The sequence below is a fragment of the Pseudoxanthomonas sp. SORGH_AS_0997 genome (assembly GCF_031453535.1).
In the GTDB taxonomy this organism is placed as follows: Bacteria; Pseudomonadota; Gammaproteobacteria; order Xanthomonadales; family Xanthomonadaceae; genus Pseudoxanthomonas_A; species Pseudoxanthomonas_A winnipegensis.
On the sequence record NZ_JAVIZI010000001.1, the window covers coordinates 1,333,663 to 1,347,335 of the forward strand.

Annotated in this window: 11 protein-coding genes; 4 read left to right on the top strand and 7 right to left on the bottom strand. The window is 67.9% G+C overall.

From position 1 onward, the window contains the following. Nucleotides 1–4: 4 nt before the first annotated feature. The 6 genes from asnB to QE438_RS06005 form a co-directional block, all read right to left on the bottom strand. Nucleotides 5–1,846, bottom strand: a complete 1,842-nt coding sequence (gene asnB, locus QE438_RS05980; protein WP_306991797.1) for an asparagine synthase (glutamine-hydrolyzing) — start codon at nucleotides 1,844–1,846, stop codon at nucleotides 5–7. 55 nt (nucleotides 1,847–1,901) lie between these two features. Continuing rightward, nucleotides 1,902–3,248: a hypothetical protein gene (locus QE438_RS05985; protein ID WP_306991795.1), complete on the bottom strand. Its 1,347-nt coding sequence runs from the start codon at nucleotides 3,246–3,248 to the stop codon at nucleotides 1,902–1,904. Nucleotides 3,249–3,659: 411 nt separating this feature from the next. Further along, on the bottom strand, nucleotides 3,660–4,616 hold the full coding sequence (locus QE438_RS05990) for an NAD(P)-dependent oxidoreductase (protein ID WP_306991793.1): 957 nt from the start codon (nucleotides 4,614–4,616) through the stop codon (nucleotides 3,660–3,662). Next, nucleotides 4,613–5,899: a hypothetical protein gene (locus tag QE438_RS05995; RefSeq protein ID WP_306991791.1), complete on the bottom strand. Its 1,287-nt coding sequence runs from the start codon at nucleotides 5,897–5,899 to the stop codon at nucleotides 4,613–4,615. Before QE438_RS05995 ends, QE438_RS05990 begins: the two co-directional genes overlap by 4 nt. A gap of 132 nt (nucleotides 5,900–6,031) precedes the next feature. Further along, the gene (locus QE438_RS06000) at nucleotides 6,032–7,270 is read right to left on the bottom strand and encodes an oligosaccharide flippase family protein (protein ID WP_306991789.1); all 1,239 of its coding nucleotides are present in this window, start codon (nucleotides 7,268–7,270) and stop codon (nucleotides 6,032–6,034) included. A 711-nt stretch (nucleotides 7,271–7,981) separates the two neighbouring features. Next, nucleotides 7,982–8,392 carry a hypothetical protein gene (locus QE438_RS06005; protein WP_306991787.1) on the bottom strand — a complete coding sequence of 137 codons (411 nt, stop codon included), beginning with the start codon at nucleotides 8,390–8,392 and terminating at the stop codon, nucleotides 7,982–7,984. Between the two features lie 268 nt (nucleotides 8,393–8,660). Here QE438_RS06005 and QE438_RS06010 point away from each other — a divergent pair, with 268 nt between their 5' ends. Continuing rightward, complete coding sequence (locus QE438_RS06010) at nucleotides 8,661–9,881, top strand: histidine kinase (RefSeq protein ID WP_306991784.1); 1,221 nt, start codon at nucleotides 8,661–8,663, stop codon at nucleotides 9,879–9,881. Continuing rightward, complete coding sequence (locus QE438_RS06015; protein WP_306991782.1) at nucleotides 9,878–10,681, top strand: LytTR family DNA-binding domain-containing protein; 804 nt, start codon at nucleotides 9,878–9,880, stop codon at nucleotides 10,679–10,681. The genes QE438_RS06010 and QE438_RS06015 overlap by 4 nt, the downstream gene beginning before the upstream one ends. A 281-nt stretch (nucleotides 10,682–10,962) precedes the next feature. Here QE438_RS06015 and dksA read toward each other — a convergent pair whose 3' ends face one another. Next, a complete protein-coding gene (gene dksA / locus QE438_RS06020; protein ID WP_130518131.1) occupies nucleotides 10,963–11,952 on the bottom strand; it encodes an RNA polymerase-binding protein DksA in 990 nt (329 codons plus the stop codon). 99 nt (nucleotides 11,953–12,051) lie between these two features. On the opposite strand from dksA, the gene yidD reads away from it, so the two are divergent. Together yidD and QE438_RS06030 are read left to right on the top strand one after the other, a co-directional pair. Further along, complete coding sequence (gene yidD, locus QE438_RS06025; RefSeq protein ID WP_130518129.1) at nucleotides 12,052–12,336, top strand: membrane protein insertion efficiency factor YidD; 285 nt, start codon at nucleotides 12,052–12,054, stop codon at nucleotides 12,334–12,336. Then, the gene (locus QE438_RS06030; RefSeq protein WP_306991779.1) at nucleotides 12,321–13,673 is read left to right on the top strand and encodes a dihydroorotase; all 1,353 of its coding nucleotides are present in this window, start codon (nucleotides 12,321–12,323) and stop codon (nucleotides 13,671–13,673) included. Before yidD ends, QE438_RS06030 begins: the two co-directional genes overlap by 16 nt.

Sequence of the window (13,673 nt, forward strand, 5' to 3'; positions counted from 1 at the left end):
TGCCCTACCCATAGATGCTCCGGTACCACAGCGCGACCGACACGGCGAACCACAGCGTGCTGTGCGCCTCGCCGCGCTGCCATTGCCGGCGCAGCGTCGCCAGGTCGATGAACTCGCCCAGCTCCGGCGGCAGTGACGCCAGGATCGGCTGCAGCGGCATGCGATCAACCAGGAATTGCTCCGCATGGCCGAATCCGGTGCTCTTGCGCTGGCCGACCAGGCGCTGGGGCAAGGCATTGGCGAAGGCCTGCCGTAGCAGCGCCTTGCCGTGATAATCGCCCATCCGCTGGTCGGCCGGCGTGGCCAGCGCGCGCTCCACCACGCGGTAGTCTAGGAACGGCGCCCGCACCTCCACGCCGACATGCATGCTGTTGCGATCGGTCATGCGTAGGATCATTGGCAGATTGGTCGCCAGCACGTCGGCGCGCAGACGCGCCTGCACGTCGCCCCGGCGATCGGCCTGCAGCGCCTGCAGGCGCTGCGCCTGGTCGTGCCACAGCGCCGCGGACATGCTGGCCACGCTCGGCCGCTGTCGACGCAGCAGCGCGCCGAGCGGACGTGCCGGCAGATCCCAGGCCAGGCGATTGAGCAGCAACCGCGGATCCACCGCGCCGCTGCCGAGCAGGCGCGTCAGCGTCGGCAGGCGCAGGCCATGCAGCGCGCTGCGCGCGCTCAGCGCCAGATACAGGCGGACGTAGCCGCCGAACAGCTCGTCGGCGCCCTCGCCATTAAGCACGACCTTGTAGCCGGCCTCACGAATCGCCCGGTACATGCGGAAGCTGGCCAGGATCGACGGGGTGCAGAACGGCTCCTCCTGCGCGCGCACCAGCTCCAGCAGTTCGTCTTCCGCCGGGATGGCGTGCGCGCGATGCACGCGGTGGCGCGCCGCCTCGCCCCACTCGGTCATCAGCGCGGACGCCGACGCGACCTCGTCGAAGCGCGCCTGCTCGGCGTCGCGATAGCCGTAGGTGTAGGCGCCGGCGAAGCAGGTGCGCGGCAGCGCAGCGGCACGCAGGCTGAGCCGAGTCAGGATCGCGCTGTCCAACCCGCCCGACAGCAACGTCACCGTGGGCACGTCCGAGCGCAAGCGCAGCCGCGTGGCATCCTCCAGCAGCGCCTGCGTCGCCTCGGCATCGAGCGGCGGCGCCTCGCCCGGCAGCGGCCAGTGATGGTAGCGCTGGCGATGGCTGTGACCGTCGGCGGAGACCCGGTACACCCAGCCGGGTGGCACCGCCCGAATGCCGGCATAGAACGTTTCGCCGCGGTGATCGGACAGGCCGGCAATCAGGAAATCAAAGACCGCGCCGGGATTGGGCGGCGGGTAGCCGCCCAACGCTGCGGAGATGGCGCGGATCTCGCTGGCCAGCAGCAGCAGCTGGCCATCATGATGCAGGTACAGGGGCTTTACGCCCAGCCGGTCGCGGCAATAGATGAGATCGCCGCTCGCCTGCTCGAGCAGCACGATCGCCCACATGCCGTTGCAGCGCGCGAACAACCCCCCGCCCCAGGCACGCCAGCCGTGCAGCAGCACCTCGGTGTCGCTATCGGTGCGGAAGCGGTGGCCGAGCGCTTCGAGCTCGCGGCGCAGTTCCAAGAAGTTGTAGATCTCGCCGTTGAACACCACCACATTGCCAGTCTCAGCGCAGCGCATCGGCTGCGTCGCCGCCTCACTCAGGTCGAGGATGGCCAGACGGCGGTGTCCCAGTGCGGTCGGCACCGGCTGCGTCTCGCAGAGCAGACCTTGCGCATCCGGGCCGCGCCGGGCCAGGGCCGCCAGCGCGCGTTCGGCCTGCCCCTGCAGCGATGCCCCGTCGCCGAAGTTGCGCAACGCGACTATGCCGCACATGCGCGCCTCCGGGAGCTTAGGCCGCGATGCGACGCGGCAACCGACCACGACCGCCTCATCCGGTGCGCTCCGCCGCGGGCGCGAACAGGCTGTGCCGACGCCACGCCGTCCACAGCGCAGGCAGCAGCAGCACCGCCGCGAACGCCCAGCCGAGCCGTCCGCCCCACAGCGAGGCCGCCAGCAGCGCCGCGAGCAGCGCCGCAACGCCGCCGCCGTTGAGCCGCAGGCCGCACAGATGCAGACTCGCGGCGGCGATGCCCAACAGGCACAGCAGCCGCCCCCACAACAGCACCTGAGGCGCTGCCCACGCCGCAGCGGCCAGCTGCAGCAAGGCGCTGCACAGCACGCCGATCAGCAGCAGCCGCAACAGCGCGCGTTCGCGATGGCGTCCGATCAACAGCGCCGCCAGCACGCCGCTGAGCAGGACCGTAGCGCCGCCGGCGAGCACCGGCGTCGCCCACGGCAACCAGGCATGTTGCCCCGCATTGCCCCATGTCGCCGTCGCCAGCGGCAGCAGCAGCGCGCCCAGCGCCGCACCACCCAGCACCACCGAGATCAGCGCCTGCGCCCAGCGCTGGCCGGTGTCGCTGGCAGCCTCGGCCAGGAGCAGGCGGTTGAACTGGTTGAACATGCCGCTGGCACCGTTGAGCAGATAGCCCAGGAACAGATACACCGGGAGGAACGCCGGCGCCACAGCCGCCAGCAGCAGCGGCGTCAAGCGGTCGTGCACGATGCCGACGATCCCCAGCAGCGACAGCTGCACTGCCGTCGCAAGCAGATGGCGACTCCGGCCGCGTTGCGGCCAAAGCAGCCGCAGCGGCGCGGCGAACACAGCGGTGTTCAACGCGGCCTGCACCAGGTAGCCGATGCTCACCGCGAGGCCGGCTCCGACGCCCCCCTCCCACCCGGGCAGGTGACGCAGCGGCCACCAGACTACGATCGCCACCGGCATCGCGATCTGCTGCACCGCAAATCCCGGCAGCCGTCGCCCCTGCGCCAGCAGCGGTGCCGAATAGCCGATCAGGCCGAACAGGGTGGCCGGCAGCGCTGCCAGCACGTAGCCGAAGCCCTCGCCACGCCCGCGCCAGGACCAGCCGGCCGCGACGACCCAGGCCAGGTCGAGGGCCAGCGTGGCGAACAACCGGTGGCGCAACGCCTGCCGCCAGCGCATCTCCCATCCCGGGGCCGCCGGATCTTCGCGCAGGAACAGCGAGGCATATCCCAGATCGCCCAGAAACAGCACGGTGGTCAGTCCCAGGTGCGCTAGCCCCACCTCGCCGTAGCCCCGCAGGCCGAACTGGCGCAACAGCAACCACTGGAAGAGCAAGGTGCAGCCCTGCCCGAGCGCGTACAGCAGCGCGCCGGACGCGAATGCCGCGCGCATGCGCCCGGCCGCGCTCATGGCCGGACGAAGGATCCAGCCGCAGGTACATGGCAAAGAGCGGCGCGCGAGGCCGCGCCGTGGGCGTCGGCCCAGGCTCGACACAGCGCACCCAGGGCATCGTTGCGATGCGGATTCGCGCCCTCTCGGAGGCCAAGATGGGCGAGCTTGAGGCGTTCGATAATCGTCACGGACACCTCGGACGCCTTGTCTCAGGGCAGAAGCGTAAGCCTCCGAGTATCCGGGTCCGCCCCCGGCCAGCACAACGGCGCAAGGGGTAATCCCTGACCGCAAAGCGAGCCGATCGCGTCTGGCGAGCGCCAGATGGAGGCGAGGCAAAGTGCACGGTGTCGGGAAACCGCGCCTTGACGAAATCCGTCACTGGATGCGCTAGCGTCTCCGCTGCGGACAGATCGATCCGGTCCAGTACGCTCATCCTAAGACGCCCGCGCCCGCGGCCTGCCCCCGCGCGAGCGTCCGCTGCAACGCCTCGCGCAGGGTCCAACGCGTACGCCAGCCCAGCAACGCGGCTGCCTTGGCCGGATCGCCAAGCTGATGCGCCCGGTCGTGCGGACGCTGCCGCTGCCGATCCACCAGCACCTGCGGTGCCCGGCCGAGCAACGCACCGATTTCGGCGACCAGTTCGCTGACCGAATGCTCCACCCCGGAGCACAGGTTGAAGACATCGTAGGCCGGCTCGACGCGCGCATCGTCCAGCAGGGCCAGCAGGCCCGCCGCGGCATCGTCGGCATGCAGGTAATCGCGTCGCGGCTGCAGGTTCCCCAGCCGCACCTGGGGCGCCGGCGAGGGATCGGCGGCCAGCTGGGCCAGGATGTCCGGAATCAGGTGAGCATTGGGGTCGTCATGGGCGATGCAGTTGAACAGGCGCGCCACCCGGCCGCGTCGCCCCGCACCGCGTGCGCACCACAGCCGCAGCTGGTGCTCGTTGCACAGCTTGGACAGCGCATAGTTGTCGCGCGGCTCGATGGCGCTGCCGGCTTCGTCCAGAGCCTGCTGGCCCCACGCATAGACCGCACCGCTGGAGGCGATCAACACCTGCCGCACCTCCGCCTCGGCCGCCGCCTCCAGCACGCTCTCGGTGCCGACCACGTTGACCTGCAGGCAATGCATCCGGCGCAGCTCGCAGGTCGGAATATGGTGGACGGCGGCCAGATGCACCACCGCCTCGGCGCGAAAGTCGCGCAGACACGCCAGCACCGCTGCGGGATCTCGCACATCGGCGACCGCGGCGACGTGCAAGCCCTCAGGAAAGACCATGCCGCTGGAAAGATCGTCCAGCCCGGCCACCTCATCGCCGCGCTGCAGAAGTGCCATGGCCACCCGGCGACCGATCATGCCGGCCGCACCGGTCACCAGCACCCGTTTCACAGTCCCTCCGGCGCGCGCGGCGGCGCATCCTCGTGCAGCAGCCGGCCGCGCAATGCGGCCGGCAGCCAAGCGAACAGGGGATCGCGCTGCGCCGACCAGGGCGCGGACGGATCGCGCAGGCGCCGGGCGGCGGCATACACCCCGAGCGCCAGCGACATCGCAAGCAATGAAGCGGCGAACACCAAAGCGGCGACCAGCAGCGGACGCCTTGCCGGCACCGGTGCGATCGAGAGCGCCGGCAAGGCCCGATAACGCACCTGCTGGATGCGCCCGCCCTGCTGGGCCAGATTCAGTTCGATCTCGCGCGAGACCTGCTCGCGCACCGAGTCGCTCTGCGCGCCGGCAGCGAAGACCGCCGCGTCGCACGCCTGCAGCCAATCCTGCAGGGCCTTACCCGAATGCAGCGTCGCTGCGCGTCGGTCTGCACAGGCGAGGAAGCGCCGCTTCCAGTCCAACTGCTCCAACTCGCGCTGCGCCTGGCGCAGATCAGCCCGCGTCTCGGTGATGGTGGCCTGCAAAGCGACGATCTGCGCCAGTGGCGACAGATACTTGCCGCCGCCATCGCCGACCGAAACCACCGTGTTGACCTCGGCGCGCCGCAGTTCTGGGTAACGCTCCAGCAAGGCCTGCAGTTCCACCACCTTCTGGCTGTTCTGCTGGATGGCGAACTGCTGCTGGATCTGCGCGATCTGCAGCTCCGGCCGTTTCTCCAGGGTCTGCTGACGCATGGCATCGAGCGAGTCGCGCAAGCCGCCCCACAGCATCACCTGGCGCACGTGCTGGGCAATCAGCTGCAGCTGCTGCGCGGCGGACCCCTCGTCGCGCGCGGTAAGCGAGACCTCCAGCCCCAGTGTGCCGACGGTCTTGGGATCGATGTTGACCTGCTGGCGGATGTCGTCGCGATCCACCGCGCTGCGGTACTCCACCCGCTTCTGCCAGTAACGTGGCTGCTGGAATTGCCGCTGCACACGTTTGCGCAGCTCAGGCGGAATGGCGGCAGCGGCCACCGAATCCGCCACCAGCTGCCGGTCCGACAGCATCGGCTGCAAGCGACGCCACTGTTCCAGGGTCAGTTGCGGGACGTCCAGCAGGGCGGTGACGCTGTAGAGCGGCCGCAACGCGACCAGCACGCCTGCGACCAGCGCCAGCAGCAGCGCCAGGGGAATCAGCAGACGACCGAACTGCCGATAAAAGCGCAGCACCACCACGAACAGATCCCCAAGCGACGCATCATCGCCACGGTGACGCACATCATCTATGCCTTGCATCGGGTCCATCGCCATGTTGCGGGAACAGGGAGGGCGCCAGCCTGGCGCATGGTCGAACGCGGCATCGCATCTCCCCTCATGATGGTCGGCGGCTGGACCGGCGGGCACTGTGCCACACCGGTCGCGACGGCGGCAATGCGACGCAGCTCAGGCCACAGGTGCCGCCGCACGGCGCAGCCCCAGCCACAGCGTGGTCGCCAGGACCGCCTCGGTGGCGATCGTCGTCAGCGCCGCGCCGCGTGCGCCGTAGTGCGGCGCCAGCAACAGGTTGAGTGTCAGATTGGTCGCCGCCGCCAGGCCCGCACCGAGCATGTAGCAGCGCGGACGATCGAGCGCGATCGCCGTCTGCGTCAGCACGTAGTTTGGCAGCACGAACACGAACGCGGCGAACAACCATCCCACCAGCGGCCCGGCCGTCTGCCGATAGGCCGGGCCATACAGGACCCCCACGATCCAGGTGCCGAGACTCACTCCAACGATCGCCAACAAGGCACCGGCCGCGGCCGCGGCCGTCAGGGCACGTCCATGCAGGCGCCAAGCGGCAGTTGCGTCATCCCGGGTCAGGCGCAGGCGCCGGAAGAACAGCAGCGCCACCGGCGCCGCCAGCAGCAGCACCCCGTCGAACAGACGATAGGCGGCGGCGTACTGCCCGACCTCGGCCGGCGATACCGCGCGATGCAGGATGACGACGTCGCTGCGCCGATACAGACAGGTCGCCAGGTCGATCCACAGGAAACCAGCCGCGGCGCGATAGACCGCGGCCTGTGGCTGCCAGCGCGGCCGATCGTGCAGGTCCCGGCGCAGCAGCGCGTAGGCCAGCAAGAGTCCGATCGTCCAGGCCGCAAATACCACCTCCGGCCGTGCGCCGAGCCACAGCACCGCCACCACGATGGTCAACGCGCTCAGTCCGCGCGCGCCGACCTGCCAGCGCGCCTCACGTCGCCACTGTCCCGCGCCCTTCAACTGCGCCGAGACCAGCTGCGACAGGGTCACCGCAGCGAAGCACAGCACGGCCCAGACCAGCGCAGGATCGCCGACGCCACGAGGCAACAGCAGCGCCCCGACCACCAGCAGCAACGTGACGAGCAACAGATGTCCGCGCGCCAGGCCGGACAGCGCCGCCGCCTCCGCTGCCAGCCCCGAGCTGGGCGCCACGCGTTCGCGCAGCACCAGCGTCCGCATGCCCGCATCCTGGGCCAACGCCAGCAGGGTCGCCAGGTTGAGCAGATAGGCGTAACGGCCGAATCCGTCCGGCTGCATGCTGCGCGCCAGCCACACCGACAACCCCATCGAGATCGCCGCCACACACAGGATCGAACCCCACTGTGCGAACAGCACACCGGCCCCCGCGCGCCAGGTCGACGGTTTGTGACCGCGCACGCTCACAGGATAGCCCCGCCGCGCCGGCCCACGCCGCCTCCAGACAATGCCAACATCGCGACGCCTCCGTGGCGCTGCTCGGGCACCCCGCTACGCCCAAGCGATCCTGCCGGCCCCGCCGATGGGCAATCACAGCCATATCGGGATGGCCGGCAAGGCGGTCGAACAAGACCCAGGTGCGCACACTGCGGTTGTGACAATGCGTGCTGTTGGCTTGGTCCAGCACCAACAACGAAAAGATGTGCGGCTCGCCCTTTCGTCCAATCCAGTAGGCCCAGCCTCATTGTTCTCACCGAACGCTCACAACGCCAGGAGACAGCGGTCAGAACAAGCGCAAACAGTGCCAGCATGGTTTGCACTGTGGAAATGGGGGCTTGAGATTAGCAGGCCTAAATGCTTTCGGCGCATCGACAGACAGGTGCCAGCGCCACCACGATCAATAAGTTACCGGCCCTACAAGCGCCCAGACACTTTAAGTGGTTCTGATCGATGTCGTTCAATCGGAACACCTATTTTCCTGAGCACGTCACTGGGAATGACACTTCGCTCCCGCCGCACTGATGTCGAGCATGGTCGGCCTCGCATCCGTAATGGCGCCTGCGCTGTGACCCTCCAGAGGGCGTGGAGCTGGCCCAGGCCGAACGCTGGCTGGCTTCGAATCTGGATTACGACCCTGAATAGCGACGCCTCCAGCGCCTGCCCCGAGACCCAGGCCGCTTACCCGCCGCGCATGAGAAGGCCACGCGGGCGCGTGGTATTCGGGGCCCTGGCATCGACATCCGTGCGCCTGCCATCGATCGCCCTCAGGTACAGCCCACTGCTGCGGCACACGTTGATATCGCTGTATAGCAATGTGCGGCCGCCACGAAAGCCAATGCGGAAGTCTTGCACGCAATGCGCGCCGGAGACTTCGATGATCGCCACGTTGAAGCCTCCAGGCAGTGGCGCGATCGTGATCGGCACGAAATTGCCGTCGCCGGCGGGTGCCACCGAGACCGAAACCACGCTGTCGTAGCTGGTATTGATCAGCTTGAAATAGCGTGTGTCGCTTCCCTCGGTGTGAGCGTTGGCAGCATGAGACGCAGTCGCAAGCAACGCGACCAGGGCGAGGTGATGCACGATGGACATTGCAGTGGCTCCGGCACGGGAAAAGGAGCCGGAGGCGGGTGACGCACGCTCCGGCACCGCCATCAGGCCGTGGCGTCGTGGCGCTGGGAAGCAATTCGGGACCAATCGTAGTAGTGCGCCCACCAATCGTAGCCGGCCGCCGGAATCGCTTCCGACGGCATGCAAATGCGCCTACGATGCGGCCGCCCTCACTGAACGCCGGAGGGCAAGACGCCGTCGCCCTGATCCGCACGCCACCATCCGCAAGCCAAGTCGACACCGGAGCAGCATGAAGATCCGCCTGGGCAGTCTCAAGATCGGCCTGTTCGCCTACATGGCGTTGTGGACAGCGGTCGCGCTGCTATTCGCTCTTCAGAACAAGCTCAACCACGGAATGCCCGCCACCAACTGGCCGCTCTGGGACATGCTCCGTTGGTCGTTGATCCAGTGGTACACCTGGGCGGCCCTCGCACCCACGGTGTTCCGGCTGGCCGAGCGCTACCCGGTACGCGATACGCTGATCTTCCACGGGTTGGGCAGGCAGCTTCTGATCAGCCTGTGCGTGACGTTCATCGCGATGATGATCGGCGCGATGGTGTCCACGCTGTTCGAACCCAGCGGCTTCGACGAACAGCTCAGGTACTTCCTGCAGCAACACTACGCGATAGGCCTGTTGACCTACTGGATGTTGTTCGCCATCCAGCAGGCCGTCCACTTCCACGCCGAGAAAGCGCGACGTGAGCTGGAGGCCAGCCAGCTGGCGACCGACCTGGCACAATCGCGGCTGCTCGTACTCAGGTCGCAGCTGCAGCCGCATTTCCTGTTCAACACGCTGCACGCCATCATCACCCTGCTCGAAGAGGACAGCGCCTCGGCCGAGGACATGCTGCTGCGCCTAAGCGAGCTGCTGCGCGCGTTCCTGGAGGACTACGATGGCCAGGAAATCAGCCTGCGCCAGGAACTGGTGTTGTTGGAGCTTTATCTTGGCATCCAGCGCACGCGCTTCAAGGACCGCCTGACCACACGGATCTACATCGCTCCTGACACGCTCGACTGCGCGGTGCCGAGCCTGATCCTGCAGCCGATCGTCGAGAACGCGATCCACCACGGCATCGGCAAGCGCGTGGGCGCGGACAGCATCGAGATCGAGAGCCGCCGCGAAGGCGATATGCTTTACCTGGACGTGCGCAACCGTAACAGCGACATCGACAATCAAGGTGCTAGCACTCGCGCCGACCCGCTCGCCTGCGATACCAGGCAGGCCCCTAGTCACGGCATCGGCCTGTCCAACACCCGCCTGCGGCTGAAGGAGCTGTATGGCGATGCCGCGCGGGTGCGCCTGGATATCACCTGGCCGCAAGGCGTCGTCTGCCGCATCCAGTTGCCGTTCCGCGCATTCGAAGAGCCCACGGCCGAAACATTCGGACGCGACAGCCGGGGAGTAGCCGCCAACAGGCGCGACGCCGGCCTGTTCAACGAAGAAGACGATCCCGAAGTGCCGCGCGCATGAGCATCACCGCGCTGGTCATCGACGACGAGCCAATCGCGCGGCTTGCGATCGTTCGGCTGTTGCGCGATGACCCTGAGATCGAACTGGTCGGCGAGTGCGGCGATGGGGTATCCGCCGTCGAAAGGATCCGCGAGAGTTCGCCCGATCTGGTGTTTCTGGACATCCAGATGCCCGGCATCACCGGTCTCGACGTGGTGGCGACGATCGGCGCTTCGCGCATGCCGGCGACCGTCTTCGTGACCGCCTACGAACAGTTCGCGGTGCGCGCCTTCGATGCCAACGCCGTCGACTATCTGGTCAAGCCATTCGGCCGCGAACGTTTCGCCGATGCGCTTCGCCGGGTCAAGTTACGGCTGGCGGCGGCGCAGGGCTCCGACGGCGAGGCCGCCGCGCGGATCATGCAAGCGCTGGATATGCTGCGCCGGCGCGAGGACTACCTGGTGCGCATCCCGGTGCGCGAAGGCGAGCGTGTGGTTTTCGTCGATGTCCAGGACATCATCTGGATCCGCTCAAACCGCAACAATGTGCAGATTCACGTGCCCGGCCGCGTGCACGAGCTGCGCGAGACCATGACGACGCTGCAGGCGCGCCTTGACCCGCAACGCTTCGCGCGTGTCCACCGCACGGCAATCGTCAACATTCAGCGCATCAAGACGATCGATCCCTGGTTCAACGGCCACCATGTGGTCACGATGGACAACGGCCAGCAACTGCGTATGAGCCGTTACCAGCATGAGACCTTCATGTGCCTGGTGACCACGCAGCGTCCCGGCGCCCAGGCTCCGAAAATTCCGCCATGACCGATCATCAGGCGCATTGCCGCAAGAAGGAAGACGGCAAGCAGCCACTTCTCGTTGACCAAGCACCCCGCTCGTTATGCAGAGCTCCATCGCCGCCATGTCTGCTCCCGCGGAACGCCGCGTCTTGCTCTTCAGCGAGCGAGGAAGGTCTTCCCCGAAAAGAAGGGCCGCCGCTCCTCCGAAGCCATGGACATCCATGCGCCGCGGTCCCTGGTTTGGGAAGGGCCCAAAAAAAGCCCCGCGTCAGCGGGGCTCTTTCTTCATGACAATCGGGTCAGGCGTCAGTCGCCCTGCTGCTTCTGCAGGTGCTCCCAGCGCTCCTGCGCGTCCAGGGTGCGCTCGGCGGTCAGGCGCGCCTCCAGGCGCTCCAGGCCGATTTCCTCGCCGGTGTCGACGCAGTAGCCGTAGTCGCCGGCGTCCAGGCGCTTGAGCGTGCTGTCGATCTTGCCGATCAGCTTGCGGTAGCGGTCGCGGGTGCGCAGTTCCAGCGAGTTCTCGGTCTCGCGGGTGGCGCGCTCGGCCTCGTCGCCGACGTCGCGCACTTCGTCCTTGAGGTTCTCGATGGTTTGCTTGGATTCCTCCACCAGGTCGGCGCGCCACTGCAGCAGGCGCTGGCGGAAGTACTCCAGCTGCAGCGGGCCCATGTATTCCTCGTCGGCCTTGGGCTTGTAGCCGGCCGGCAGCACGGGGCGGCCGGTGGCCTCATCGACGGTGTACTCGACCTTGCGGACCTTGCCCTTGGGGGCGGGTTCCGGGGTGCGGCCGGTGACCGCCACGGCGATCTTGCCGGTCACGCGGGCAACGGCAGGCTTGGCCTGGGCGGCGGGTTTTTCGGTTTTCGAAGGGGTCTTGGAAGCGGGCACTGTGTTCTTTGCAGGGGCAGCCTTGGCAGCCGACGCTACAGGGGCCGATGTCGCGGCGGTCTTCACTGCGGGGGCCTTGCTGGGGCTGGTCGCCTTGGCGGGAGCGGATTTAGCCGGAGCGGGCTTGGCAGCCGGCTGCGGAGCGGTCTTCGGCGCGGCCTTCCCTGCCGTGGCCTTCTTGGCCGGCGCGGGCGCCGGCTTCTTCGCCGCCGTGGTCTTGGCGGCGGTGCTGGGGTTCGTGGCCTTCTTCACGGGTGCGGTCTTGCCTGCCGTCTTCTTGGCCGGCGCAGGCGCGGCCTTCTTGGCCACCACGCCCTTGGCCGGCGACTTGGCGACGGCCGCCTTCTTGGCGACGACAGCGGTCTTGGCGGCCTTGACGGCCTTTTTTGCGGGTTTCTTGGCTGCCACGAACAGCGTCCTTGAATCATTCCCGGGCCGGGAAAAGCGGGCCTTTATAGCCTACCCGGACAGGTGCGGCAACCACACCAATCACAGGCGCGCAAAACCATGGCTTATCATCGGACCATGCTTCAACGCGGACTCATCGCCCTGTTGCGCGGCTACAAGCGCTTCATCAGCCCGCTGCTGGGCCCACGCTGCCGTTTCGAGCCGACCTGCTCGGTCTACGCCATGCAGGCGATCGAGCGCTTCGGCCCGCTGCGCGGCGGCTGGATGGCGCTGCGCCGGATCGGCCGCTGCCATCCGCTGCATCCGGGCGGCGACGACCCGGTGCCGCCCGCGCCCCACGCCTCCTCACCGCATTCAGGATCCTGCCGATGCCCGCCACCGTGATCGTCAACGCCCGTATGGTCAACGAGGGGCGCGAGACCACAGGTGATCTCAGCATCGAGAACGGCCGCATCACGCGCATCGCGCCGCAGATCGCGATCAACGCCGGCCAGACGGTGATCGAGGCCGGCGGCCGCTGGCTGCTGCCCGGCATGATTGACGACCAGGTGCACTTCCGCGAGCCGGGCCTGACCCACAAGGGCGATCTGGCCACCGAGTCGGCCGCGGCCGTGGCCGGCGGGCTGACCAGCTTCATGGACATGCCCAACACCAACCCGCCCACCCTCACCGCCGAGGCGCTGGAGGCCAAGTACGCGCTGGCCAAGGGGCGGGCCTGGGGCAACCACGGCTTCTACATGGGCGCCAGCAACGACAACCTGGCGCAGATCCAGCGCGTCGATCCGCGCGCCACGCCCGGGGTGAAGGTGTTCATGGGCGCCTCCACCGGCAACATGCTGGTGGACGATCCGGACACGCTGGACGCGATCTTCCGCGACGCGCCGGTGCCGATCATCACCCACTGCGAGGACACCCCGACCATCAACGCCAACCTGGCGCGCTACCGCGCGCAGTACGGCGATGAGATCCCGGTGGAGTTCCATCCCGACATCCGCTCGCGCCAGGCGTGCATCGCCTCCACGCGCCTGGCGCTGTCGCTGGCCAGGCGGCACGGCACGCGCCTGCACGTGCTGCACCTGTCCACCGCCGACGAGCTGGCGCTGTTCAACGCCGGGCCGCTGGTGGACAAGGCCGGCAAGCGCCTGAAGCAGATCACCGCCGAGACCTGCATCCACTTCCTGCGCTTCGACCGCACCGACTACGCGCGCCTGGGCAACCTGATCAAGTGCAATCCGGCGATCAAGGACCCGGCCGACCGCGTCGCGCTGATCAAGGCCGTGGCCGAGAACGTCATCGACGTGCTGGCCACCGACCATGCGCCGCACACCCTGGACGAGAAGTCCCAGACCGACTACACCAAGGCGCCCGGCGGCCTGCCGCTGGTGCAGTACGCGCTGGTGGCGGCGCTGGAGCTGGTACACGAGAAGAAGCTCAGCATCGCCCAGGTGGTGCAGAAGTTCGCCCATGCGCCGGCGCAGCTGTTCGACATCAAGGAGCGCGGCTTCCTGCGCGAGGGCTACTGGGCCGACCTGGTGCTGGTGGAGGACGAGGATTTCACCGTCAGGCGCGAGGACGTGCTGTCCAAGTGCGAGTGGTCGCCGTTCGAGGGCACCACCTTCCACCACAAGATCGACGCGACCTGGGTCAACGGGCGCATGGTGTGGAACGGCGAGCAGCTGGTCGGTACGCCGCGCGGCATGCGCCTGGAGTTCGAGCGTTGA